The organism is uncultured Flavobacterium sp. (assembly GCF_937967675.1).
Taxonomy (GTDB): Bacteria; Bacteroidota; Bacteroidia; order Flavobacteriales; family Flavobacteriaceae; genus Flavobacterium.
Genome location: NZ_CALBSN010000160.1, coordinates 1 through 25,810 on the forward strand (window position 1 = coordinate 1; position 25,810 = coordinate 25,810).

23 protein-coding genes are annotated in these 25,810 nt (G+C 33.0%); 10 read left to right on the forward strand and 13 right to left on the reverse strand.

From position 1 onward, the window contains the following. The 3 genes from Q0075_RS10640 to Q0075_RS10650 all read right to left on the reverse strand — a co-directional run. On the reverse strand, positions 1–1,111 hold a 1,111-nt coding region (locus Q0075_RS10640), incomplete at its 3' end, for a DUF1015 domain-containing protein (RefSeq protein WP_297869489.1). 64 nt (positions 1,112–1,175) lie between these two features. Then, positions 1,176–2,066, reverse strand: a complete 891-nt coding sequence (locus tag Q0075_RS10645) for a 3-hydroxybutyryl-CoA dehydrogenase (RefSeq protein ID WP_297869490.1) — start codon at positions 2,064–2,066, stop codon at positions 1,176–1,178. 24 nt (positions 2,067–2,090) lie between these two features. After that, positions 2,091–3,062, reverse strand: coding sequence for a Gfo/Idh/MocA family oxidoreductase (locus Q0075_RS10650; protein ID WP_297869491.1), 972 nt, complete (start codon positions 3,060–3,062; stop codon positions 2,091–2,093). A 143-nt stretch (positions 3,063–3,205) separates the two neighbouring features. Between Q0075_RS10650 and Q0075_RS10655 the strand changes: the two genes are divergently transcribed. After that, positions 3,206–3,847: a protein-L-isoaspartate(D-aspartate) O-methyltransferase gene (locus Q0075_RS10655; protein WP_291108807.1), complete on the forward strand. Its 642-nt coding sequence runs from the start codon at positions 3,206–3,208 to the stop codon at positions 3,845–3,847. On the opposite strand, the gene Q0075_RS10660 is transcribed toward Q0075_RS10655, so the two are convergent. Together Q0075_RS10660 and smpB are read right to left on the reverse strand one after the other, a co-directional pair. After that, positions 3,848–4,210 (reverse strand): helix-turn-helix transcriptional regulator, encoded by a 363-nt coding sequence (locus Q0075_RS10660; protein ID WP_297869492.1) that lies wholly within the window; start codon positions 4,208–4,210, stop codon positions 3,848–3,850. 9 nt (positions 4,211–4,219) lie between these two features. Continuing rightward, positions 4,220–4,672, reverse strand: coding sequence for an SsrA-binding protein SmpB (gene smpB, locus Q0075_RS10665; RefSeq protein WP_297869493.1), 453 nt, complete (start codon positions 4,670–4,672; stop codon positions 4,220–4,222). Positions 4,673–4,811: 139 nt separating this feature from the next. Here smpB and Q0075_RS10670 point away from each other — a divergent pair, with 139 nt between their 5' ends. The 3 genes from Q0075_RS10670 (at position 4,812) to Q0075_RS10680 (ending at position 6,425) form a co-directional block, all read left to right on the forward strand. Further along, a complete protein-coding gene (locus tag Q0075_RS10670) occupies positions 4,812–5,474 on the forward strand; it encodes an OmpW family outer membrane protein (protein WP_291108814.1) in 663 nt (220 codons plus the stop codon). A gap of 126 nt (positions 5,475–5,600) precedes the next feature. Beyond that, positions 5,601–5,882 (forward strand): hypothetical protein, encoded by a 282-nt coding sequence (locus tag Q0075_RS10675; RefSeq protein ID WP_291109669.1) that lies wholly within the window; start codon positions 5,601–5,603, stop codon positions 5,880–5,882. Positions 5,883–5,900: 18 nt separating this feature from the next. After that, the gene (locus Q0075_RS10680; RefSeq protein ID WP_297869494.1) at positions 5,901–6,425 is read left to right on the forward strand and encodes a hypothetical protein; all 525 of its coding nucleotides are present in this window, start codon (positions 5,901–5,903) and stop codon (positions 6,423–6,425) included. A gap of 29 nt (positions 6,426–6,454) precedes the next feature. Here the strand turns inward: Q0075_RS10680 and Q0075_RS10685 are convergent, their stop codons facing one another. The 7 genes from Q0075_RS10685 to fahA all read right to left on the reverse strand — a co-directional run bounded on the left by Q0075_RS10685 (position 6,455) and on the right by fahA (position 14,586). Next, positions 6,455–7,300, reverse strand: a complete 846-nt coding sequence (locus Q0075_RS10685; protein ID WP_297869495.1) for an aldose 1-epimerase family protein — start codon at positions 7,298–7,300, stop codon at positions 6,455–6,457. Beyond that, complete coding sequence (locus Q0075_RS10690) at positions 7,297–7,857, reverse strand: GNAT family N-acetyltransferase (RefSeq protein WP_297869496.1); 561 nt, start codon at positions 7,855–7,857, stop codon at positions 7,297–7,299. The genes Q0075_RS10685 and Q0075_RS10690 overlap by 4 nt, the downstream gene beginning before the upstream one ends. Before the next feature lie 29 nt (positions 7,858–7,886). After that, positions 7,887–8,486, reverse strand: a complete 600-nt coding sequence (locus tag Q0075_RS10695) for a DUF2238 domain-containing protein (RefSeq protein ID WP_297869497.1) — start codon at positions 8,484–8,486, stop codon at positions 7,887–7,889. Continuing rightward, positions 8,487–8,990, reverse strand: a complete 504-nt coding sequence (locus Q0075_RS10700) for a DUF4199 domain-containing protein (RefSeq protein WP_291109655.1) — start codon at positions 8,988–8,990, stop codon at positions 8,487–8,489. Positions 8,991–9,028: 38 nt separating this feature from the next. Continuing rightward, complete coding sequence (locus Q0075_RS10705; protein ID WP_297869498.1) at positions 9,029–10,273, reverse strand: MFS transporter; 1,245 nt, start codon at positions 10,271–10,273, stop codon at positions 9,029–9,031. 144 nt (positions 10,274–10,417) lie between these two features. Then, the gene (gene clpB / locus Q0075_RS10710; protein WP_297869499.1) at positions 10,418–13,021 is read right to left on the reverse strand and encodes an ATP-dependent chaperone ClpB; all 2,604 of its coding nucleotides are present in this window, start codon (positions 13,019–13,021) and stop codon (positions 10,418–10,420) included. A gap of 278 nt (positions 13,022–13,299) precedes the next feature. Continuing rightward, positions 13,300–14,586: a fumarylacetoacetase gene (fahA, locus tag Q0075_RS10715; protein WP_297869500.1), complete on the reverse strand. Its 1,287-nt coding sequence runs from the start codon at positions 14,584–14,586 to the stop codon at positions 13,300–13,302. Between the two features lie 112 nt (positions 14,587–14,698). Here fahA and glyA point away from each other — a divergent pair, with 112 nt between their 5' ends. Further along, a complete protein-coding gene (glyA, locus tag Q0075_RS10720; RefSeq protein ID WP_297869501.1) occupies positions 14,699–15,973 on the forward strand; it encodes a serine hydroxymethyltransferase in 1,275 nt (424 codons plus the stop codon). Between the two features lie 83 nt (positions 15,974–16,056). Here glyA and Q0075_RS10725 read toward each other — a convergent pair whose 3' ends face one another. Next, the gene (locus Q0075_RS10725) at positions 16,057–17,076 is read right to left on the reverse strand and encodes a M28 family metallopeptidase (RefSeq protein WP_297869502.1); all 1,020 of its coding nucleotides are present in this window, start codon (positions 17,074–17,076) and stop codon (positions 16,057–16,059) included. Between the two features lie 160 nt (positions 17,077–17,236). Between Q0075_RS10725 and Q0075_RS10730 the strand changes: the two genes are divergently transcribed. The 5 genes from Q0075_RS10730 to Q0075_RS10750 all read left to right on the forward strand — a co-directional run. Further along, on the forward strand, positions 17,237–18,799 hold the full coding sequence (locus tag Q0075_RS10730; RefSeq protein WP_297869507.1) for a protein adenylyltransferase SelO: 1,563 nt from the start codon (positions 17,237–17,239) through the stop codon (positions 18,797–18,799). A gap of 118 nt (positions 18,800–18,917) precedes the next feature. Beyond that, positions 18,918–22,490, forward strand: coding sequence for a PAS domain S-box protein (locus Q0075_RS10735; protein WP_297869503.1), 3,573 nt, complete (start codon positions 18,918–18,920; stop codon positions 22,488–22,490). Between the two features lie 10 nt (positions 22,491–22,500). Next, positions 22,501–22,860: a response regulator gene (locus tag Q0075_RS10740; RefSeq protein ID WP_297869504.1), complete on the forward strand. Its 360-nt coding sequence runs from the start codon at positions 22,501–22,503 to the stop codon at positions 22,858–22,860. Between the two features lie 284 nt (positions 22,861–23,144). Further along, complete coding sequence (locus tag Q0075_RS10745; RefSeq protein WP_297869505.1) at positions 23,145–23,615, forward strand: hypothetical protein; 471 nt, start codon at positions 23,145–23,147, stop codon at positions 23,613–23,615. Between the two features lie 88 nt (positions 23,616–23,703). Then, the coding region (locus tag Q0075_RS10750; RefSeq protein ID WP_297869506.1) for a hypothetical protein at positions 23,704–25,810 on the forward strand (2,107 nt) is incomplete at its 3' end.

Below are 25,810 nucleotides of genomic sequence, written 5' to 3' on the forward strand. Positions count from 1 at the left end.
AAGGGTAGAGCATGAAGCCAACTTCAAATTCGCCTTCGTCGATTAAATCTTTTATAACAGAAATCGATTGTTTTCCTGGAATGTAATCGATACGTTCGTCGTTTCTTAAATCTTCGATTCCTAATAATGGGAAAAGCACTTTGTCGTATAAAATTTGGGCGTCTAAATTGTCTAAAATAGAAGCTTGCTGGTGATTTTCTTTTTTGTAAAGCAAAGCATAAAAACTGCCATCTAAGTACATTCCAAATTCAAACTTATTTTGAGGTTTCCAAATTTCTTGGTCTTTTGCTATGATGACGAAATGTTCAGATAATTTTTTAATGAAAGTATCTTTCGACAAACCATTCAAATCGCGAATCAAACGGTTGAATTCGTAGATTTTTACGTTGCTTTCGGCAATTAAGAAACTCATGAAATAATTCAGATTTTCATTACCTAAATGTTTGTCTTGCTCGAACAACAATTCCGCCGAAGCCGAACGATGATGTCCATCCGCAATATATAAATTCGGGATGTTTTCGAAATGTTCTTGCAACCAATCGACTTCACTCTGTGTATCAATTTTCCAGAGGGTGTGTTTTTCTTTGTTGGTTGTTGAATATTCGTAAACTGGTTTGTTCTTTTTTCGTAACGCAATAAACGTATTGATTTCCACACTATCAGGATAGGTAATCAAAACAGGTTCCGTATTGAAATTAGTTTGATGCAAATAATCTTTGAACAATTCTACGCGATATTGCAGCGTATCTTCGTGTTTTTTGATGACGTTATTTTGATAATCTTTCACCGAAGTTCCCGCAATAATTCCAGTAAAAGTCTGTCCTTTTGATTGGATTTCGTACAGATAAAAAACAGGATGTTCTTCTTCAATAAGAATTTGATCGTGTTTGAAATCTTGATATTTATTGGCAACGGCTTTAAAACGCTTTTCCAATGACACTTTTTGCGCATTAGCATAAGCAGGATGAATCACATGCAAAAACGAATACGGATTGAAATCCAACCAAGCAGCAAGCTCAGCCGAACTATAATCGTCATACGTTCTACACGTTACCAAAGCTACTTTGTCTGGCGCTGGTCGTACTGCTTTGAAAGGTTTTATTTTAGCCATTTTGTTTAGTTTACAGTCTCAGTCGCAGTATTCAGATTTGACTGCGACTCAAAACTGTGACTGTTTACTTTAAGAATTGTTTCGATACTTTCTCTGCTTTTTTGCTTTCTGAGTAATCGTAGAAACCTTCTCCTGATTTCACTCCTAATTTTCCAGCCATTACCATGTTTACTAATAACGGACATGGCGCATATTTTGGATTTTTAAATCCGTCGTACATTACGTTTAGGATAGATAAACAAACGTCTAATCCTATGAAGTCGGCTAATTGTAATGGTCCCATTGGGTGTGCCATTCCTAATTTCATAACCGTGTCGATTTCGTAAACACCACCAACACCGTTGTATAACGTTTCGATAGCTTCATTAATCATTGGCATTAAAATTCGGTTGGCTACGAAACCTGGATAATCGTTAACTTCTGTTGGTGTTTTTCCTAATTTCACCGATAAATCCATGATGATTTTCGTAACTTCATCTGAAGTGTTGTAACCACGAATGATTTCCACCAATTTCATAATCGGCACCGGATTCATAAAGTGCATTCCGATTACGCGCTCTGGGTGAACTACGTTAGCCGCAATTTGAGTAATTGAAATTGAAGAAGTATTAGTCGCTAAAATTACGTTATGATCGCAAACTTCGCTTAATTGTTTGAAGATGTTGAATTTCAATTGTACGTTTTCTGTAGCGGCTTCTACTACTAAATCACAACCTACAACACCATCTTTAACGTCAGTATACGTGATAATATTCCCGATAGTTTTGTGTTTGTCTTCTTCGGTGATACTTCCTTTTGCTACCATTCGGTCAAGGTTAGCGGCGATAGTTGCCATTCCTTTTTCTAATGATTTTTCTGAAATATCGATTAATTTTACGGTAAATCCGCTTTGCGCGAAAGTATGAGCAATTCCGTTACCCATTGTTCCTGCTCCGATTACTGCGATTGTGTTCATTTTTATTTTAGGTTTGTTTGGTTTTTATTTTCTTGCATTCATACACTCAATAATCTGATACGCCACACGAAGTGCCTCGGTACCATCTTCTAAAGTTACGATTGGAGTGGTGTTGTTATTGATAGCATCCGCGAAAGTTTCTAATTCGTCCAAAATGGCGTTGTTAGCATCCACTTGCGGATTATCAAAATAGATTTGTTTTTTAACGCCTTCAGCATTTTGTAAAATCATGTCGAAATCGCCTGGAACTTCGGGTGCGTCTTTCATGCGAACTACTTCGCATACTTTATCCAAATAATCCACCGAGATGTAAGCGTCTTTTTGGAAGAAACGCGATTTTCTCATGTTCTTCATCGAGATTCGGCTCGAAGTAATGTTGGCTACACAACCGTTTTCGAATTCAATACGAGCATTTGAAATATCGGGTGAATCTGAAATTACAGCAACACCACTAGCATTTACTGATTTTACTTTCGATTTTACAACACTCAAAATCGCATCAATATCGTGAATCATCAAATCTAAAACCACAGGAACATCCGTACCACGAGGATTGAATTCCGCCAAACGATGCGTTTCAATAAACATCGGATTGTTGATTTTATCTTTCACAGCAGTAAAAGCAGGATTGAATCTTTCCACGTGACCCACTTGCCCTTTTACGTTGTGTTTCTTTGCTAAAGCGATGATTTCTTCCGCCTCTTCAACAGTATTGGAAATTGGTTTTTCAATAAAAATATGCTTTCCAGCTTCGATAACTTGTTTGGCACATTCAAAATGTTGCATCGTAGGTGTTACGATATCTACTACATCAACTGCAGCGATTAAGTCGGCAATAGAATCGAATTTTTTATAACCAAATTCGGCTGCTACTTTGTTGGCGTTTTCTTTAAAAGCATCGTAAAAGCCAACTAATTCATATTTTTCAGATTGATTTAATAATCGCAAATGTATTTTTCCAAGGTGACCTGCACCTAAAACTCCCACTTTTAGCATAAAAAATTAATTTTATCAAAAGTACGATTTTAGTTGAAAGTGCAAAAGATTAAATTCCGAAACTTCGGAAAAAAGTTAGTTTATTTTCTGATTTGTTTTTTGAGATTTTAAAGCTATTTTTACCCAAACAAAATCATCCCAAATTGAAAGATACTAATAAACATCAAGGACTTAGAAATCAGTTGGTAAAGCAATTGGAAGAAAAAGGAATTACCGATAAAAACGTGTTAGCGGCTATTGGAAAAATTCCGCGTCATTTGTTTTTAGATTCTAGTTTTGAAGATTTTGCATACCAAGATAAAGCTTTTCCGATAGGTGCTGATCAAACTATTTCGCAACCTTATACAGTGGCTTTTCAATCGCAATTATTAGAAGTTCAAAAAAATCATAAAATATTAGAAATTGGAACTGGAAGTGGTTATCAAACTGCTGTTTTGTTCACATTGGGAGCTAATGTTTATTCAATAGAACGCCAAAATCAATTGTTTAAAAAGACGTCTCTTTTGTTGCCAAAATTAAATATTCGACCTAAAAAGTTAATATTTGGTGATGGTTATAAAGGATTGTCTGAAGCCGCTCCTTTTGATAGTATTATTGTTACTGCTGGAGCTCCATTTATTCCGCAACCTTTAATGGCGCAATTAAAAATAGGAGGAAGGTTAGTGATTCCTGTTGGTGAAAAAGAGCAAATCATGACGTTATTGATTCGTAAAAACGAAACGCAATTTGAAAAACACGAATTTGGTGATTTTAGATTTGTTCCTTTATTAGAAAACAAAAACTAATTAGCGAAGATTCGTTAATTTTTGTTTTAAAACTTCTAATTCATCTAAGATGGAAGTAATTTCTTTTTCTTTGGATGAATTGCCAACTTCAATACCTTTTTCTTGAAGAATTTCGGTAATAGCTTGAATCGCAAATGGATTTAAATCGAAATTATGGTCTAATTTTACTTTATACCAAGCAACTAATAAAGGTTTTAAATCGATTTCTAAAATTTGGGCAAGCGTTTGCACTTGTTTTTTGGTTGGAATACGAAATCCGTTTTCAAACTTACTAATCAAAGCTTGGTCGATTTTTGCAATTTCGGCTAACTTCCTGGTTGAAAGTTCTTTATCTATTCGGGCTTGTTTTAAAATTTCTTTCATAAAGTATGATTAGAAACTTTTCTTGATTCGTTCTAAATCGCGTTTGGTATCTTGCTCTTTTAACGATTCGCGTTTGTCGAAATTCTTTTTACCCCGACATAGTGCAATATCCAATTTAGCTAATCCTTTTTCATTGGTAAACAAACGAAGCGGAACAATAGTTAATCCTTTATTATCCGAATCTTTATTGAGTTTTTTTAGTTCGCGTTTATTCAATAATAATTTACGTTCACTTTTTGCTTTGTGATTGTAGTGGGTTCCGTACAAATATTCTTCGATATGGGAGTTAATTACAAATAACTCGCCATCATGAAATTCGCAAAAACTTTCAGCAATAGAAGCTTTTCCCAGACGAATGGATTTGATTTCGGTTCCGGTTAAAACGATTCCAGCGGTGTATTTGTCTAAAATTTCGTAATCGAATTTAGCTCTTTTATTAAGTATGTTAACGGTCTTTTGCATATAGACTACAAATGTAAATCAAAATTATAGCATTTTAAAATGATAATTAGAGATTAATAATTTTCAAACAATGATTTATATCAGTTTTTACGATTTTACATCTAAATATCTTTGACTCATAATTTTAAACTTATACAAAATGAGAAAAATAGTTTTTGCTTTAATGGCAATGTCTTTGATGACAGTAAATTTTGTAAATGCACAAGATAAAGATGAAAAGGTAAATGATTTTAAAAGATGGCAAGTTCGTTTAAGAGCAGTAGGTGTAACTCCAGATGAAAGTGCTAAAATTGGTGTAATAGGTGGAGATGTTGCTATCTCGAATGCTTTAATTCCAGAATTAGATTTTACTTATTTCTTTACTGAACATTTTGCTGCCGAATTGATTTTGGGAACTGCAAAACACGATGTAAAAGCAATTAATACTGCTGCTGGTAATGTAGATTTAGGTAGTGTGTGGTTATTACCTCCAACATTAACGGCTCAATATCATTTTTATACATCGGATAAAAAAGTTTTCAAGCCTTATATTGGAGCAGGTGTAAATTATACATTGTTTTACAATGTTAAATCAGGTGATGTTGCTGATGTAAAATATGATAATGCATTAGGATATGCAGCTCAATTGGGGTTTGACTTAATGTTAAATGATAAGTTTTTCATAAACGTAGATGCAAAAAAATTGTTTTTAAACACAGATGTTACAGTTGATGCATCAAATTTAGCTCCTGGTTTAAGTATTCCTGCTAAAGTAGATATCGACCCTTGGTTATTTGGAGTTGGAGTAGGTATGAAATTTTAAGTGTTATTGGTTAGTTTATAAAAAAAGAGGATGATAATTCATCCTCTTTTTTTATTTATTATGGTTAAATTTTTAAATTAGTAATTCTTTTTATTAACTTTATAGTATTAAACTAATAAATTAATTATGAACTCAATATTTGAATTGATAGATAAAGAATCTATTACACATTTGAATTTTCCTCAAATTGATGTACTCAAAGATAAGGAAGAAATGATTGCTAGGATAAATGATTTGGATAGAGCGCTTTCACTTGGAAATTTAGAACACTTAAAAATTAAAATTTATTTTGAAGATGATACTTCTAAAAAAGTGGTTGAAACAACTATTTGGGGAGTTACTGAGGAACGAGTAATATTAAAGCAAGGAGTTGTAATTCCAGTAAAAAGAATACATAAAATTATTTAATTTAAAATCTGACTATATATGAAAAAAATCGCTCTTTTGGGTCTATCCCTATTATTTACATTGGGTTCTGTAGCACAAGAATCTAAAACAATTAAAGAAGCTAAAAAAGCTTCAATAGAAAAAATTGAAAAGAATAAAAAAGAAGCTGAAAAGAAAAAGAAAGAATTAGAAGAAAAAGTAACTAAAGTAAAAAAAGATTCTAAATCAAAAGTGGATGAAACTTCTGCAAAAGGAAAAGCTACAGCATCAACTTCAAAAGCTAAAGCTATTGCAAAGCAAGAAGAAGCTAAAGCAAAAGTTGATGCAAAAAAAGCAGACACTAAGGCTAAAGTAGAAACAAAAAAAGCGGAAGCTAAAACTAAAGTGAAGAAGACTGAAGCTGAAGAAAAAGAAGACTTGAAAGAAACCGCAATTTCTAGAGCAGCAGAGAAAAAGGTTACGGATAAAGTAACTGGAAAATACAAAGGAAAAAAAGTATTTACAGGACCAAGAGGTGGTAAATATTATATCAATAAAAACGGAAATAAAACCTATATCGACTAAATTGAAAATCACGAGAAATCGGGATTTTTTTATATTTTTATTTTGATAGTTCTAGAAAAAAATTCTTGTGGGTGTAATAAATTAATCCCTTCTTTTTCAAAAATATTTCCATTATGATTTACGTTGTCTGCTAAACCACACCAAGGTTCTATACACAAAAATGGAGCGTTAGGTTTGGTCCAAATTCCTAAATAGGGAAATCCTTCAAACTGAACGGAAAGAACAGGTTCATTCTTTTTTAAAAGTGTTAGTTTGTTTGATTGTAAATGTTTGAAAACCAAAGCATCTTTTTCAAAAAGCGAATAGTTTAAATTAATCTGTCCATTTTCTGAATTTATTTTTCTGAATGAATTGCTAAATTGCTCGTTATCCAATTCATATGATGTAAATTCTTCGGTTTGGTTAAATTTCAAAGAATAATCAGAAAATGAATTTTCAATTGCAAATGCTGGATGAGATCCAATAGAAAAAGGCATCGTTACTTGCGATTTGTTTTCAACGGAATACTTCATTTTTAATTCATTTCCGTCCAATTCATATTCCAACTGCAATTGAAATTCAAACGGATAATTTTTTAAAGTTTCGGAATTACTGTCTAATACAAAAATTATGGAGTTTTCTGTTTTATTCAGAATTTGAAATTCGAAATTTCTGGCAAAACCGTGACGTGGGAGTTCGTAAGTCTTACCATCGTACTTGTAAGAATCATTTTTTAAGCGACCTACAATAGGAAATAAAATAGGTGAAGTTTTATTCCAATAAGTATCATCAACTGTCCAAATGCAGTTTTGGTTGTCTTTTTCCAATCGAATTAATTCGGCACCTATTGTATCAATTGATGCTGAAATTTTGTTATTTGTTATAGTTACAATCATTTGTTGAAATTTCGTTTTAACAAGCCATAAATTACGGTATCCGTAAATTCGTTATTGTAATAAAAGTTTTCTTTAAAATGAGCTTCTTTTTCAAAACCATTTTTTTGTAAAACGCGTTCCGAAGCAATATGTCTAGAATCGATAACAGCCTCGATAGAATGAAAATTTAAAGTGTTGAAAGCAAAATTCAATAAGGTTTTCACGGCTTCTGTAACGTAACCTTTTCCATTGTGTTCAGGTAAAATCATGTAGCCTAATTCGGTTCTGAAATGTTCAGGTTGGGTTCTGTAAAACCCCATGAGTCCTATACATTTATCGCTTCCTTTTTCAGTAACTGCCCAATTGATGTCTAAATTTTCGTCAATTTTGTCATTAATCAATTTGATATGTGCCAAAGCGCCTTCAATATCTGTAGTTAAAGGTCTTGGAATAAATTTCATGATTTCTGGATTACTTCTAAGTGCAAAAATTTCAGGAGCATCAGCATCTATTAATCTTCTAAAGTGTAATCGTTCTGATTCTAATATTGGGAAAGGAGAGAAGTTAAGTTGTAACATTATTTTTTATTTGAGTTTTGTTATTGAGCTTAAATTTTTTCTTGAATTGCCTTGTCTTGTTTTTTACTGAAGAAAATCAGCATACAAATGGCACCAATGGTAGCATACAGCATATCGGATTGTGTGTCCCAAATGTAACCTTGCGTTCCTAAAAAGGCATCACCACCTTCGCCAGTACATAAAGAAACTCCCCATTCTAGCCATTCATAAGCGGCACTTATTGCTAAACAAACTCCAACAATGATGAAGTTGAAAAAACTCTTGTTAGAAATAACATTTTTACGAATGAATAATTCTCGCACAATCAAAGCAGGAACAAAGCCTTGTGCAAAATGTCCCACTTTATCGTAGTTGTTTCGAGTTTGATGAAACGTTTCTTTTATCCATTCAAAAGGTGGAACTTCAGCGTACGTATAATGTCCGCCAAGAAATAAGATGTAGCAATGAATTAGAATGAAGAAATACGTGAAATTGGTAAATTGAAAGCGTTTAAAGGTGAATGCTAAAATCGCAAACCCAATTACAGCAGGTAAAACTTCTAAAAACCAAGTAAAATATTCTTTTGGATAAATTCCAGAAACTACTAAACCTACAAAGAATAATAGTGTATAAAGTTGTAGTTTTTTCATTTAGTTAATTTGCTTTTTCTTTAAAATTAATGCACTTACAAATGAAAATACAATTCCTAATGGTAATATTTCCATATAAGTTAGTAATATAACCATAATTGGACTTTTATACATTTCTTTAAAGGAATTCATATCTTCGGTTACTTGAGCCACTTCATCTGGACTTGCTTTTGCAATCGCCATATCTGTATAATGTTCTGCGAAATTTGGGAAGAAATTATAAAAGATAATTAGCCAAACTATCACATAAATGGTTGAAATAATTAACGTAATCCAAAAACCTGTAAGGAAACCTTTTCCTAGAGAAATGGAACCATTATTTGCTTCTCTTTGTTGTTTAATTCCTGTCACTACAAAGAAAAAAGCTAGAAGCATCCCTGCAAATCCAATCATCATACTCACTTCTTTCTCAGGATTAGCTTTCATATAAGCCGTTATAAAGATAAGCAATGCAGAAACAATAATGCTTCCAAATAATCCTTTTTTTAAAATAATGTTGTTCATGATGATTAGTTTTGGTTAGTTAATCAAATTTAATGAAATTATTCATTGAAATCTAAATCCTTATTATGCGTTTCCGAAATAGTTAAAGTAGAGTAGATTCCTAATGCAAAAGCAAAGAAACCTACTATGGCAGCAGCAGCAATAACACCGTTATTCACTTTTAATCCATCAAAAGCTAATAACATTATAGGAACTAATCCTCGAACCATATTAGGAATAGTAGTGGTTGCTGTGCTTCTGATGTTTGTTCCAAATTGTTCTGCTCCAACGGTTACAAACATGGCCCAATAGCCAGTGCCTAATCCTAACCAAGCACAATAGAAGTAGTACATGTTTTCTGATTTGGTTCCTCCAAAAAGCATTAAAACAACTCCTATAATGGTGAATAACATCATATAAAAAATCGCTTTTTTTCGAGAATGCAGCCAATGCGAAATGAAACCACTTGCAAAATCTCCAATAGAAATTCCAACATACGCCCACATAATAGCCTTTCCAGGTTGAATATTTTCAATTTCCATAACTACAGCAAATTGATTCGCCATCACCGCTAAAATTCCGATGCAAAACCAAGTAGGTAAGCCAATGGCAATGCATTTCATGTATTTCACGAAACGATTCCAATTGGTAAAAAATGAAAAGAAATTTCCTTTTTTGATACCTGAATCATGTTTGATGTCGTTATAAATTTCAGATTCTGCGACACTGATTCGCAATACCAAAAGCATTAATCCTAATCCGCCGCCAATGAAATAAGCTATTGTCCAATCACCAGCTAATTCAACTGTTAATTGGGCTACAACAGCTCCAAGTAATCCAAATCCTGCCACAATTGAAGTTCCAATAGCGCGCAATTGTTTGGGTAAAGATTCGGAAACTAAAGTAATTCCAGCACCGAGTTCACCTGCTAAACCAATTCCTGCAATGAATCGCAACCATGCGTATAACATGGTTTTATCTTCAACTGGAAAATGAGGCAAAAATCCGCAAGCAATGTTCGCTAAAGAATACACTAAAATGGAACCAAACAAAACGGAAAGTCTTCCTTTTTTATCGCCCAAAACGCCCCAAAGAATTCCGCCTAAAAGCAAACCTACCATTTGGTAATTCAGAATCATGGTTCCGGCCGTATCCACATCTAAATTCATATCTTTTAAGCTGGGAACACGAACAATTCCAAAAAGCAGTAAATCGTAAATATCTACAAAGTAGCCTAAAGCTGCTACAATTACTGGAAACGATAATAAATGTTTTAGTTTTTCTTGGGTTGTAAATTCTTTCATTGGGTTGCATTTGTTTCAAAAATAGAAAAATAATTGGTTATCAGATAAAAAAAGAAACACCGATTCAAAATTGAACCGGTGTTTCCCAAACTAAAACAAACTTAACCCATTATAAACCCATGGATTGGGGTATGTTTTGTGAATTTATTTTACCAATTCACTTTGATTTCTAAATACTAATTGACCGTCAAAACTATCTAATAGAATAATGCTATCAGTAGTCACTTTTCCTGCTAAAATTTCTTTCGAAAGTTGGTTTAACACTTCACGTTGAATTACACGTTTCACGGGTCTTGCTCCAAATTGCGGATCGTATCCTTTTTCTGCTAAATACGCTACTGCTTCTGGAGTGGCATCCATAGTAATGTGTTGTTGAGCTAACATTTTAATCACACTTTTCAATTGCAATCCAACAATTTCTTTAATGTTTTTATCGGTTAACGGTGTAAACATTACGATTTCATCGATACGGTTTATGAACTCAGGTCTAACGGTTTGTTTTAATAAGCCTAGAACTTCTGTTTTTGCCGCTTCGGTTGCTGCTTCAATTCCACCTTTTAAATTCTCGAATTTCTCTTGAATTATTTGACTTCCCATATTTGAAGTCATGATAATAATGGTGTTTTTGAAATCCGCCATACGACCTTTGTTATCGGTCAATCGACCTTCATCCAAAACTTGTAATAAAATATTAAACGTATCTGGATGTGCTTTTTCAATTTCGTCTAATAATACCACTGAATACGGTTTTCTTCTTACGGCTTCTGTCAATTGTCCACCTTCATCATAACCTACATATCCTGGAGGCGCACCAACTAATCGGCTTACCGCATGACGTTCTTGATATTCACTCATATCAATTCGGGTCATCGCATTTTCATCGTCGAATAAATATTCGGCTAATGCTTTTGCTAATTCGGTTTTACCAACACCTGTAGTTCCTAAGAATAAGAACGAACCAATTGGTTTTTTTGCATCTTGTAAACCAGCACGACTTCTTTTAACGGCGTCACTAATGGCTTCAATTGCTTCTTCTTGTCCAACTACTCTTCGATGTAACTCATCTTCTAATTTGAGCAGTTTTTCTCTTTCACTTTGAAGCATTTTAGTTACTGGAATTCCTGTCCATTTGGCTACCACTTCTGCGATATCGTCATGCGTAACTTCTTCTTTGATTAGAGAATTACCAGCTTGATTTTCTGCTAATTGTGTTTGTAAAGCATCTAAACGTTCTTGTGCTTCTTTTATTTTTCCATAACGGATTTCAGCTACTTTTCCGTAATCTCCATTTCTTTCGGCTTGTTCGGCTTCAATTTTAAAATCTTCAATTTCTAATTTTACCGACTGAATGTTATCTACAACATCTTTTTCTGATTTCCATTTGGTGAAAATTTCGTTGCGTTCTTCTTTTAAATTCGCTAAATCTAAACCAAGAACTTTCAACTTAGTTTCATCATTCTCACGTTTGATGGCTTCAATTTCGATTTCCAACTGCATAATTTTTCTATCCAAAACGTCTAATTCTTCAGGTTTTGAATTGATTTCCATACGCAATTTTGAAGCCGCTTCGTCCATTAAGTCAATCGCTTTATCTGGTAAGAAACGATTCGTAATGTAACGTTGTGAGAGTTCTACCGCAGCAATAATTGCATCGTCTTTGATACGAACTTTATGATGCGCTTCATATTTTTCTTTGATACCTCGTAAAATTGAAATTGCACTTTCAGTATCAGGTTCGTCGATATTTACTTTTTGGAAACGTCTTTCAAGCGCTTTATCTTTTTCGAAATATTTTTGATATTCATCTAAAGTCGTAGCTCCAATCGCACGTAATTCACCACGAGCTAGAGCAGGTTTTAAGATGTTAGCCGCATCCATAGCGCCTTCACCACCACCAGCACCCACTAAGGTGTGAATTTCGTCAATAAAAAGTACAATATCACCTTCAGCAGAAGTAACTTCTTTTACTACGGCTTTCAAACGTTCTTCAAATTCTCCTTTATATTTCGCACCAGCAATTAAAGCACCCATATCTAAAGAATAAACAATTTTATCTTTTAGATTTTCCGGAACGTCGCCGTCAACAATTCGATGTGCTAAACCTTCTGCAATAGCTGTTTTACCAACACCTGGCTCTCCAATTAACATCGGATTGTTTTTGGTTCTTCGAGTTAGGATTTGTAAAACCCTACGAATTTCTTCATCGCGACCAATAACTGGGTCTAATTTGCCAGTACGTGCTAATTCGTTAAGGTTTTTAGCATATTTATTCAAAGAATTGTATGTTTCTTCTGCTGATGCTGAGGTTACGCGTTCGCCTTTACGAATTTCCGCTATAGCGGTTTCTAATCCTTTTTCGGTTACCCCTTGGTCTTTTAGAATTTGGGCTACTTTACTTTTCGATTTGAAAATAGCTAAGATTAAATGTTCGATTGAAACATATTCATCGCTCATTTTTTTAGCAATGATATTGGCTTCATTCAAAGCTGTTGAAGCATCTCGAGAAAGCATGATTTCACCTCCCGAAACTTTAGGAAAGCTTTGTAAAGTACTATCCAATACTTTTTTAAATAACTCCACATTTACATTCAATTTTTTTAGAATGAAAGGAGTTACATTTTCGTCAACTTCCAATATACCTTTGAAAATGTGTTCATTTTCCAGTTGTTGGTGTTCGAATTCTTGTGCAAGTTGCTGTGCTTGTTGCAATGCTTCTTGCGATTTAATAGTTAAATTTTTTAAGTTCATTTTTTAGTTGTTGTCGAGTTGGGGATTCGTTTTTATTTTCAATTTAATGATTTTGAAAGGAGTACTGCAATTGGTATTCCAATGCTTAAATCAAGACAAAATGACTGATAAAACTCCGAAAACCATATAAATTTACGACATAATGTCTTAAAGTACAGCTGAAATTCAATTTTTTTGATAAAATGTCGTGAATAATCGATGAATGAAAATGGGAAAGTTTTAAGCAAAAAAAACTCCGAAAATAACTTTCGGAGTTTCTAATATTTTTGGGTTTAATTTTAAAACTTCAAATCAATAGCAGGTAATAATTTACTTGAAACTTCACCAAAACCAATTCTTAAATTTCCTTTTTGGCAATATCCTCTAACAATAACGGTATCATTATCGTTGATGAATTTACGTTCAGACCCATCCTTCATTTTTAATGGTTTTTGACCGCCCCAAGTTAACTCTAACATCGACCCGAAAGAATCTTCTGTTGGGCCAGAAATTGTTCCACTTCCCATCATATCGCCTGAGTTTACTCTACAGCCATTAATGGTATGATGAGCCAATTGTTGTGCCATTGACCAATACATGTACTTAAAGTTAGAACGTGAAACTACAGTTTCTTCTGAATTTTCCGGTTTTATTAAAACTTCCAAATTGATATCAAATGCCTTTTCACCTTTTTGTTTTAAATAAGGAAGCGGTTCTGGAGATTGCTCAGGACCTTTTGTTCTAAAAGGCTCTAAAGCATCCATGGTTACAATCCAAGGTGAAATAGACGAAGCAAAGTTTTTCGCTAAGAAAGGTCCAAGTGGCACATATTCCCATTTTTGGATATCACGCGCACTCCAGTCGTTAAATAAAACCATTCCGAAGATATGTTCTTCTGCTTCTTCAACTGGAATTGGTTCTCCCATTAAATTCGCATCAGTAGTAATAAAAGCAGTTTCTAATTCAAAATCTACTAATCTTGAAGGACCAAAAACAGGAGTAGTTTCTCCATTTGGTAACGTTTGCCCATAAGGTCTGTGAACTGGAATTCCTGAAGGAACAATCGTAGAACTTCTTCCATGATAACCTACTGGAATGTGTAACCAGTTTGGTAACAATGCATTTTCTGGGTCACGGAACATTTTTCCTACGTTTGTAGCGTGCTCTTTTGAACTGTAAAAATCGGTGTAATCTCCAATTTGAACCGGTAAAAGCATTTCGATGTCTTCCACTTTAAAGATTACAACTTCTCTGTGATTTTTATTGTCTCTTAAGGTTGGATTGGTTTCATCGAAAAGTTCAGCTAAGCGATTTCTAACCAAACGCCATGTTTTTTTTCCGTCAGAAATAAAATCGTTTAAAGTGTCTTGCATGAACATATCATCAGTAAGTTCAATGCCTTCGAAATATCCTAATTGTTGTAAAGCCCCCATGTCGATGGCGCAATTTCCAATTCTTGTTCCAATAGTGATTACATCTTCTTTTGTAATGAAAACACCAAAAGGAATGTTTTGAATTGGGAAGTCGCTATTTTCAGGAACTGGAATCCACGATTTTCTATTTGGATCGTTTGCTATATTTGGCATATTTGTATTGTTAGTTTGTTGTTGAAAAATTATGAATCAAATATAAAATTATCTAGCAATGTAACAAACCTTTTTCGTAATTTTGACCTAATTTTAACGAATATTTATTGCAATGCAACGCGACGAACAAATTTTTGACCTAATTCTTGATGAACAAGACAGACAAATTCACGGAATTGAATTAATTGCTTCTGAAAACTTTGTTAGCGACCAAGTAATGGAAGCTGCAGGTTCATGTTTAACCAACAAATACGCTGAAGGATATCCTGGTAAAAGATATTACGGAGGATGTGAAGTAGTAGATATTGTAGAACAAATTGCAATTGACAGAGCAAAAGCTTTGTTTGGTGCTGAGTATGTAAATGTACAACCTCACTCTGGTTCTCAAGCCAATACAGCAGTTTTTGCAGCTTGTTTAAAACCAGGTGATACTATTTTAGGATTTGACTTATCTCACGGAGGTCACTTAACGCATGGTTCTCCAGTTAACTTTTCTGGAAAATTATACAATCCTGTGTTTTATGGAGTAGAAGAGGAGACAGGTGTTTTAAACTATGATAAAATTCAAGAAATTGCTTTAGCAAACAAACCAAAAATGATTATCGCAGGAGCTTCGGCTTATTCTCGTGATATGGATTTTAAGCGTTTCAGAGAAATTGCTGACAGCGTTGGTGCTTTGTTATTAGCAGATATTTCACACCCAGCAGGATTAATTGCGAAAGGATTATTGAATGACCCAATTCCACATTGTCATATTGTAACAACAACTACTCACAAGACTTTAAGAGGTCCAAGAGGAGGAATGATTATGATGGGGAAAGATTTCGAAAACCCTTGGGGATTAACTACTCCAAAAGGAGAAATTAGAATGATGTCTCATGTTTTAGATATGTCGGTTTTCCCAGGAAATCAAGGTGGACCTTTAATGCATATTATTGCTGCTAAAGCGGTGGCGTTTGGAGAATGTTTAACAGATGAGTTTTTCCGTTATGCAATGCAAGTAAAGAAAAATGCACAAGCTATGGCAGAAGCGTTCAATAAAAGAGGTTACAAATTAATTTCGGGTGGTACTGATAACCACATGATGTTAATCGATTTAAGAAACAAAGGAATTTCAGGTAAAGAGGCAGAAAATGCATTAGTAAAAGCTGAAATTACAGTAAATAAAAACATGGTGCCATTTGATGATAAATCACCATTTGTTACTTCGGGTATTCGTGTGGGAACTCCAGCAATCACAACTCGTGGTTTAGTGGAAGAGGATATGGAAACAGTTGTAGCTTTAATCGATAAAGTATTAATGAATCATACAGATGAAGCTGTTTTAGAACAAGTAGCGGAAGAAGTAAATGATTTAATGAGCGAAAGAGCGATGTTTGTATTTTAATTTTTTAATTAAAAATAAATAAAAAATCCGAGCATTGCTCGGATTTTTTTTGATATCGTAATTCGTAATTTTCTTATTCGTAATTATTTTCCGTCTCTATCTACTTTAATTCGTTCAGGACGATTCGCTAATTCCCAAGCTAAGGCAAAGGCTAATTGTGCACGTTTAGCTAAAGCATCATATTCAATTTTATCTGGAGTGTCACTTGGTAAGTGATAATCCGCATGAATTCCGTTGAAGAAGAAAATTGCTGGAATTCCTTTTTTAGCAAAGTTATAATGGTCAGAACGGTAGTAAATTCTCTCAGGATCTTTTCTATCGTTGTATTTATAATCCAATTCTAATTTGGTGTATTTAGCATTAGCCTCTTCATTAATAGTGTGTAATTCACTACTTAATCTATCAGAACCGATAACATAAATATAATTATTAGTTCCAGGGTGAAGTGTATCTCTTCTTCCCACCATATCAATATTAATATCTGCAATAGTGTTGGCTAATGGAAATAAAGGATTTTCAGAATAATATCTTGAACCGTGTAAGCCGTGCTCTTCACCAGTAACATGTAAAAATAAGATAGAACGTTTTGGTCCATGTCCTTTTTTCTGTGCTTCTTTGAATGCTTGTGCAATTTCTAATAAAGCAACAGTTCCTGAACCGTCATCATCAGCTCCGTTGTAGATTTCTCCGTTTTTCATTCCAACGTGATCGTAATGAGCTGAAATAACTAAAACTTCATCTGGTTTTTCTGAACCTTTAATGAAAGCCCAAATGTTTTCTGAATCATTTAATTTAGGAGCAAATCCTTTTTTCATGAATTCAGAAGGTACTTTTTGATAAAAATCAGTCGCTCCAGGAGGAAAACTGATGCCCATTTTTTTGTATTCGTTAATTAAATACTCACCTGCTTTTTTTTGTCCAGGTTCTCCAGTGTTTCTACCTTGCATTTCATCACCTGCTACAATGTATAGGTGTTTGCTTAGTTCTGGAGCTGTAATGGTGTTAATGTAAGTGCCTGCATCTGCTTTTGTAGCTACCTTTGTTGACGAACAACTCATCAAAATCAAAGATAAAACAGCACCTGAAAAAAATATTTTTTTCATAAAAAGTTTTTGTTGGTTTCTAATTCTAAAACAAATATAATTAGTTAGTAGCGCAAATGATTTTTTTATTACACTTTGTAATAAATTTTAACAAAATTTGAAGATTAGTAAAGATTATTACAAATTTACAATCAGTAACTTTGCAGATAACAAGCATTTTATAATGAAATTAAACCTAAACGACACATTTAACAAACAACTTCAGTCTGATACTGATACTTCAAACACAAGACGACAAGTTTTTGGAGCTTGTTTTTCCTATGTAACACCTCGAGTTCCCAGCAATCCCAAATTACTTCATGTTGCTGATGAGGTAGCCAATTTAATTGGTTTGTCTAAGGAAGCGGTAACATCAGCTAAATTTTTAGACATAGTTTCTGGTGGTAAAGTGTATCCTGAAACCCAACCTTATGCTATGGCCTATGCCGGACACCAATTTGGAAACTGGGCAGGACAATTAGGTGATGGAAGGGCGATTAATTTGTTTGAAGTATTGCATAACAATCAACGTTGGGCATTACAATTAAAAGGAGCAGGTGAAACACCTTATTCTAGAAATGCCGATGGTTTAGCGGTTTTGCGTTCTTCTATTCGTGAGCATTTGTGTAGTGAGGCGATGTTTCATTTGGGTGTACCAACAACGCGTTCGTTATCTTTGGTAACAACAGGCGATAAGGTGTTACGTGATATTTTGTACAACGGAAATCCTGCTTATGAAGACGGAGCTGTGGTTTGTAGAGTGGCACCTTCGTTTATTCGTTTTGGAAATTTCGAATTATTAGCGGCTCGAAAAGATTTGCCAAATTTAAAAGCTTTAGCAGATTATACGATTAACTATTTTTATCCTGAAATTACCTCAACTGGAAAAGAAAAATATCTGGCTTTTTATCAAGAAGTGGTGAACCGAACGGTTGATATGATTGTGGAATGGCAACGTGTAGGTTTTGTTCACGGCGTTATGAATACGGATAATATGTCGATTTTAGGATTAACGATTGATTATGGTCCGTATGGATGGTTGGAAGATTACAATCTTGATTGGACACCGAATACCACCGATGCTGAAGGTAAACGTTACCGATTTAGAAACCAACCCGATATTGCACTTTGGAATTTGATTCAATTAGGAAATGCTTTGTATCCTTTAATTGAAGATATTACAGCAATGGAAGCTATTTTAAACAGTTACAGTCATCGTTTTGATGCTAAGTTTCCAGTGATGATGCAAGATAAATTAGGGTTGACTTCGGAATACAATACGGAATTTTATGATGAATTAGGAACGCTGTTATCGGTTTCAGAAACGGATATGACGATTTTCTATCGCAGCTTAGCGAATGTATTAAAATCAGATACTCCTGAAATTGCGTTATCGAAAATTGAATATGCTTTTTATCAACCTGATGCCATAGTTGCGACATTAAAGACGACTTGGTTGAATTGGATGGAACTTTATTTACAAAAACTAAACGAGGAGCCTATTTCTGATGCCGATAGAAAAGCGAAGATGAATAAGGTGAATCCGAAATATGTATTACGTAATTACATGGCACAATTAGCTATCGATGCAGCAGAGAAGGAAGATTACACTTTAATTGATGAACTTTACGAGTTACTAAAACATCCTTATGATGAACAACCGAGGAATGAGAAGTGGTTTGTTAAACGTCCTGATTGGGCAAAAAACAAAGTTGGTTGCTCTGTTTTATCATGTAGTTCATAATTTTTTTTATTAAAAATTATCAATAATTTAAAAAAAATTGTTTTATTTAAAAAAAAGTTGTTTTTTTGTTGCCCCTTGTCTCCCTGCTTATTGAAATAAATGTAACATAGTTTACTTTATGGATAATTTTTTACCCCCTTTGCAGAAAAATTTCAATGAAATAAGGGATTTTATAACAGATAGTACTTTAAATAATCAGTTAGATGAAACAATAAGTTTTCTAATTGAGTGTTTGAATATTAACAACGGATACATATTTCTTGTTCTTGATGATCAGAAGGTTGTAGTTTCGCCTTCATCTAGTCCAAAATACCTACTTCCATCAGTCTTTTCAGAATTTGATTTAGCGATTATTTCTAAAAAAGAAATTTGCAGTTACTCCAATTTGCAAGTTGAAATTAGTACAGAAAAATCTACTAAGTTAATTTCCTACTTTTTAGGTTTTCCTATCAATATTTCCAATAATAATGTTACTGGTGCAATTTGTTTTTATGATTTTTCAGATAAAGAATTAACTCAAAAAGAAATAAAAACAATAGAGTTTGTAATCAAACAGCTTCAAATATTTTTAGATCATTATTTTGAAAAAAATAGCTTAAAAAAATTAATTAAATCAAGTCTAGATCGATTTGATTTGTTTATCGAAAATTCAAAAGAAATATTTTATGAACTTAAAACAGATGGGACTATATTATTTGTTTCAGAGAGTTGGACAAAAAATGTTGGCCATGAAGTTAATGAAATTGTAGGTAAAAATACAGCAAGTTTAATTCATCCAGATGATGTTTTACATGTAAGTGATTTTTTGAGTAAATTAATTGTAAATCAAAAAAGTACACAAGAAGTTGTTTATAGATTGCTACACAAAGATGGATATTATGTTTGGCATTCTTCAGATGTTAAATTAATTGAGCGCGAGGGAGAATATTTTTACATTGGAAACTGTAGGGATATAACCGAGTTTATTAAAGTTCAAAATGAAATTTCTTATCAAAAGGAATTTTATGAAAAAATTTTAGATCGATTGCCAATAGACCTAGGTGTTTGGGATATAAACCATAAATATTTATACTTAAATCGCGAAGCTATAAAGAATGATGAACTTCGAAAATATATTATTGGAAAAGATGATTTTGAGTATGCAGTTCATACAGGACGTGATGATTCCTTTGCAAAGAAGAGAAGAGAGTTATTCAATAAAGCACTTACCAGTAAACAAATTATTGAGTGGGAAGATGTCTTTTTAAGTCTATCTGGCGAGCAATTTTACCACACAAGAAAGTTTATTCCCATTTTTGATGAAGGGGGTAATTTTGAGATGATGACAGGATATGGTATTGACATTACAGAAAGTAAAAGAATTCATGAAGAAATATTAAAAAGTCGCCAATTAATTAATAGTGTTATTCAAAATGCTGCTGTGGGTATATTAGTTCAAGGACCACAATCTGAGTTTTTAGAATATAACAAAGCTGCATGTGAAATGCTTGGATTAACAGAAGAACAAATGTTAGGAAAATCTTCTTTTGATCCACATTGGAAAGTTATTCACCTTGATGGAGCAGAATTTAAACCACATGAACATCCGGTTCCTCAAGCTATAAAAAAATTAGTACCCATCAATAATATAATAATGGGAGTTCATAGGCCAATAAAGGGTGATTTAGTTTGGCTATTGGTTGATGCAATTCCTGTTTTAGGGGAGTCAAATGAATTGTTATATGTAATTTGTACCTTTAATGATATTTCGGCTCGAAAAAATGCTGAAGATGCTCTTAAAATAAGTAATGAAAGATTTACTTATGCAAGTGAAGCAACATCTGATGCTTTGTGGGATTGGGATATGATAACAAATAAAATTTTTGTTGGTGAAAGTTATTCCATACTTTTTGGACATTATTTTAAAGATAATATAATTCCAGGTGAAGTTTGTGAAAGTTTTGTTCATCCTTCGGATAAGAATTCTTATGAAGAATCAATTGAAATCGCTATTGCTGGAGGAGAGAAAAGATGGTCACACGAGTATCGATATTTAAAATCTGACGGTACTTATGCTTATGTGAGTGATAAAGCAATAATAATAAGGGATAAAGACGATAGACCAATTCGAATGATTGGTGCTATGCAGAATATTACAGAACAGAAAATTTTAAATGATAAACTACAACAAAGTGAAGAACGTTTTAAAGGAGCGTTTTATTATTCTTCTCTTGGAATGGCAATTGTAGATATAGATGGGTATTGGATTGAGGTTAATGATAGATTGTGCCAAATTTTAGGATATACAAAAGAAGAGTTCAAAAATTTAACTTTTTATGGAATTACTTATGAAGAGGATTTAGAAGAAGATTTAAAAAACAAGCAAAAGATAGTTAATGGGGAACAACCTGGATTTAGTATGGAGAAACGATATGTCCATAAAAATAAGTCTTTAATATGGGTGCTATTAACGGTTTCATTAGTTAGAAATTCTCTAGGAGAGATTCAACATTTTGTAGCGCAAATAATCGACATTTCTGAAAGAAAGAAAATGGAAGAAGAAAATCGATTACTAATTGAAGAAAATAATAGAAACAAAGCAATAGAACTCAATGAAGTTAAAAATACATATCGCTTATTAGCTGATAATATTATTGATATCGTTTGTTTGCATAATCTTTATACTAAATTTCAATATGTCTCGCCTTCTGTTAAAAATTTATTAGGATATACACCAGAAGACTTAATAGGGACATTGCCAGAAAAAATTGTACATCCAGATGACTTAGAAAAATTAAAAAATAAATTTATTTCAATTATATCAAGTAAAGGTAGCTTTTCCGAACAATTACGATTACGTCATGTGGATGGAGAATATTTTTGGTTTGAAACAAATGCAACTTTAGTGTATGAAAATGGAAAACCTGTCAGTTTTCAGTCAAGTACACGTGATATAACACAAAGAAAAAAAGCTGAACAAATTATTGAAGATACATTAATTCAAGAACGACAATTAAATGAATTAAGAACCAATTTGGTTTCTACAATATCTCATGAATTTAGAACCCCTATGACAACTATCAGAACAAGTGCAGAGTTAATTACAATGTATTTGGAAGGAAGTGGCTATAATTTTAATTCTCAAATAGAAAAAAGAGTTCAAACTATAACAAAGGAAATAGATAGAATTGTAGAACTAATGGATGCAGTATTAACTATTTCAAAAGATGATGCAGGTAAGACTAGTTTTAATCCAGTTTATTGCAATTTAAAAGAAATATGTATTGATGTTATAGAAACCAGTTATACTCATTTAAAAGATAATAGAACAGTAGAAGCTGTATATGATGTTGATGATGCAGTAATTTTTGCTGATATTAATTTAATAAAATATTCATTGTTTAATGTTTTAAATAATGCTTTTAAATATTCTCAAGGCTCAAATAAAAATGTGAGGTTGCATCTTTATAATATTGATAACAAAGTTGTAGTTGAAGTAATTGATTTTGGTATTGGAATACCAGAAGAAGATCAATCAAAACTTTTTAATACTTTTTACAGAGCAAGTAATTCCAATGGTATTCAAGGTACTGGTTTAGGTTTATACATTATAAAAATGTTTACTAAGAAAAATTCAGGAAAGGTTAAACTTGAGAGTAAATTAGGAGTAGGTACAAAAGTAACATTAAAATTTCCATTAATAACCCCATAAAAATAAAATAATGCCAAGAATTTTAATTATCGATGATGAAATAAATCTAAGAGAAACTATTGCCGAGATGCTAACATATCTAGGGTATGACATATTTCTATCATCAGATGGAAAAGATGGATTGGAAAAAGTAAAAGAAATTCAACCTGACTTAATCATTTGTGATATTATGATGCCTATATTAGATGGTTACGGTTTTATGGAATTACATAGAACTTCAAATTACAGTGATATTCCTGTTTTATTTCTATCCGCTAAAGTGGAACAAAAAGATAAAGAAATAGGGATTTCTCTAGGAGTCAAAGATTATATCACAAAACCCTTCGCTTTCAAGGACTTAAAAACAATTATAGATTTACATTTAAAATAAAAAATAACATTAATTTTACCCCTACAAATTATTATTAATTATGAAACAATTAAAATAGACAATTAAATGATTTACTTACTCCCCTCATTACTTTATAAAAAGTACTTAAAAGTATTTTTATAACATTCTTTTTTCTACAATTCTATCAACTACATTCGCAAGAATTAAATTCAAACTCTGATTTTTTTAAAACAGTTTCTTACGGAAAAAAAGTTTATTTTGGAGAAATTGAAAGCGCTGCAAATTGGACGGTTATTTCACCCAACAATAAAACTACAACCATTTTGTATGGTAACGAAATTAATAATTTTAATTTTAAAGAACCAGGTGTATATACCTTATTTTTTTCTGATGTAAAAAAATTTGGGCCTAATGAATGTGTACATCCAAAATTTAAAGACAAAATGTTAATTAATGTAACTCCAACTGAAATGGTATTTCAATTTTCAAAAATTAAGTTTTCAGATAAAATCAGGGTTGGGAAAAATTGTGATGACATTTTAATGACATTACCGGTTACTATAAATTCGCTTTCAGAAGGTGGTAAAATTAAATTATCAAAAGTAAATGTTACTGGAAATGATGTTAATTTGATTGCTATTCCTTTACAAGAGGAAATTATTGTTAAAAATGGAACTTATAATTTAAGTTATAAATTATCTGGTGTAGTTAATAAAGAAACATATTTGATGTTTGATTTTATTGATAATAACAATGAAGCCCAAACCTATTATCAATTAGAAATTGTAAACTAGAAAGATTATGACTTTAAAGAATATAAAATCATTTTGTAATTTTAGAAATTTCATTTTGATATTCGTTTTATTTGCGTCCATTAATACCATGTACTCACAATGTGCAGTACCAACGGTGGGATGTCCAAATACAAATTTAGCAAATTATGGTGCTAATTCAAATACTGATGCAACTACTTTAGAATATGATAACTTTGTTTCTTCATTTCACAGTACAGTTGCTAGAACTGGCGATGGAACTTTTCAATTATGGGGAGAGAAAATGGCCAATAATGGTTCTACTCATCTTTATTCTCCCGTTGTTTTTAATGCTACAAATTATCCTGCATTAGGGGCAGCAAATCCTCTAAAAATTGCTGTGGCAAGTGATTTTGTTTCAACTGTTCAAGGGATTTTATTAGCAACAGATGGTTTGTATGCTTGGGCAACTGAAGGAACAATTTTAGATGCTAGCCTTACGAGTAGCTCAACTTTTCAAAAGTTAACTATCAATGGTAATTCAAATGGATTACCTACTGGTGTAGCTCCATCAGATGTTAAAATGATGTTTGTAACTAATCAAACAATTGCTCTTACTACATGTAGTGGTAATGTTTGGATTCTATCTCAAGATCCCAATATGAGAGGTAACGGAGCTACGGGTTCAAATACAGTTTGGAGTAGAGTTACAACTACGGCTACTGGAAATCCATTTTTAACTAACGTGGTTGCAACCAGAGGAAGTGCAGGCGCACTAATGGCTTTGTGTTCAGATGGTACTGTTTACACATGGGGTAGTAATGTTTATTTAGGAAATAATACAGCAATTATTGCTACTCAAAATAGAGCAAGACAAATGACTTTACCAGCTGGTATTACTCCAAAAATGATTGGTTCTGGTACCAATAGCTCTAATCAAAGATCTTATTATGTATTAGCAACAGACGGAAATCTGTATGCAATGGGAAATAATACTGTAAGACAACTAGGGGATTTTACAACTTCCGAAAGAAGAAGTTGGGTACAACCAAGATATGCTTCAGGTGGAGCAGTAATGAATAATATTATTTGGATGAGTCCTCAAGAGCATGATACTCAATACAATGGAATAAATGTTATTAATAGTACTAAAAACATTTATGCTTTTGGTGAAAATAATAACACTATGTTGGGGGCAACAAATGATCCAACAAATCCTGTAATTCCCGGTGGATTGACAGGTTCTGATATAATGTTAGCAGTTGAAACGGGTGGTCATACTTCTATGACTATAAAGCAGTGTGAATCAAATTATGGATATGTTGGTCACAGAATTAATGGTAGCATTGGAAATGGAGTTACTACTTCGGGTACTGAATCTGTTTTTACATTTTCTACTTCACCAATTGTTCTATGTGGTGCATCTACTCCTGAAATTGCTTTGTCTGTTCTTCCAACAGGTCCAACGTCAAAGTATTGTATTGGTTCCAATGTGGATTTAATACCATCTCCTTCAGGAGGTACACTTTCTGTTTTAAGTGGACCTGGAGTATTGGTGGGTAATAATATAACGTTTACAGGTGTTGGAACAGTTGTCGTTCAATACGTACTACCAAACCCTTGTGGAGGACCTAATCTTAGTACTTCTATTAATTTAATAACTGAATATTGTGACACTGATGTAAGTGTTACTAAAACGGTAAATAATAGTGCTCCAATAATTGGTAGTAATGTAACTTTTACAATTACAGCTACAAATAATAGTTCATTATATAACGCTTATAATGTTGTTGTGAATGATCCATTACCTTCTGGATATACGTTAGTTGGGTCTCCAACTTTGTCTGTGGGTACTTTTTCTTCATCTAATTGGAATATAGGGGTTTTAGCACCTAGTGCAACAGCCACAATGACAATAACTGCTACCGTTTTAAATACAGGTAGTTATGCCAATACAGCATCTATTTCAAGCAATGCTCCTGATCCAACTACATCTAATAATTCCGCGACTAGTACTCCGGTTCCAGTTTCTCCTCCATGTGTTTTAACTACACCAGCAGGAAGTGTAACCGTACAACCAACATGTGCTGTAACAACAGGAACGATTGTTTTCACAACGCAATCAGGAGTGGAATACAGTATTGATGGTACGACTTATCAATCAAGTGCTACCTTTACAGGTGTAGCTCCAGGAACTTATACTTTACGTGTTCGTTCAACAACAGATAATACTTGTA

Coding starts and splice junctions, on each gene's coding strand:
- Q0075_RS10645 (WP_297869490.1), bottom strand. CDS start 2,066: ATGAACACAATCGCAGTAATCGGAGCAGGAACAATGGGTAACGGAATT.
- Q0075_RS10650 (WP_297869491.1), bottom strand. CDS start 3,062: ATGCTAAAAGTGGGAGTTTTAGGTGCAGGTCACCTTGGAAAAATACAT.
- Q0075_RS10660 (WP_297869492.1), bottom strand. CDS start 4,210: ATGAAAGAAATTTTAAAACAAGCCCGAATAGATAAAGAACTTTCAACC.
- smpB (WP_297869493.1), bottom strand. CDS start 4,672: ATGCAAAAGACCGTTAACATACTTAATAAAAGAGCTAAATTCGATTAC.
- Q0075_RS10670 (WP_291108814.1), top strand. CDS start 4,812: ATGAGAAAAATAGTTTTTGCTTTAATGGCAATGTCTTTGATGACAGTA.
- Q0075_RS10675 (WP_291109669.1), top strand. CDS start 5,601: ATGAACTCAATATTTGAATTGATAGATAAAGAATCTATTACACATTTG.
- Q0075_RS10680 (WP_297869494.1), top strand. CDS start 5,901: ATGAAAAAAATCGCTCTTTTGGGTCTATCCCTATTATTTACATTGGGT.
- Q0075_RS10685 (WP_297869495.1), bottom strand. CDS start 7,300: ATGATTGTAACTATAACAAATAACAAAATTTCAGCATCAATTGATACA.
- Q0075_RS10690 (WP_297869496.1), bottom strand. CDS start 7,857: ATGTTACAACTTAACTTCTCTCCTTTCCCAATATTAGAATCAGAACGA.
- Q0075_RS10695 (WP_297869497.1), bottom strand. CDS start 8,486: ATGAAAAAACTACAACTTTATACACTATTATTCTTTGTAGGTTTAGTA.
- Q0075_RS10700 (WP_291109655.1), bottom strand. CDS start 8,990: ATGAACAACATTATTTTAAAAAAAGGATTATTTGGAAGCATTATTGTT.
- Q0075_RS10705 (WP_297869498.1), bottom strand. CDS start 10,273: ATGAAAGAATTTACAACCCAAGAAAAACTAAAACATTTATTATCGTTT.
- clpB (WP_297869499.1), bottom strand. CDS start 13,021: ATGAACTTAAAAAATTTAACTATTAAATCGCAAGAAGCATTGCAACAA.
- fahA (WP_297869500.1), bottom strand. CDS start 14,586: ATGCCAAATATAGCAAACGATCCAAATAGAAAATCGTGGATTCCAGTT.
- glyA (WP_297869501.1), top strand. CDS start 14,699: ATGCAACGCGACGAACAAATTTTTGACCTAATTCTTGATGAACAAGAC.
- Q0075_RS10725 (WP_297869502.1), bottom strand. CDS start 17,076: ATGAAAAAAATATTTTTTTCAGGTGCTGTTTTATCTTTGATTTTGATG.
- Q0075_RS10735 (WP_297869503.1), top strand. CDS start 18,918: ATGGATAATTTTTTACCCCCTTTGCAGAAAAATTTCAATGAAATAAGG.
- Q0075_RS10740 (WP_297869504.1), top strand. CDS start 22,501: ATGCCAAGAATTTTAATTATCGATGATGAAATAAATCTAAGAGAAACT.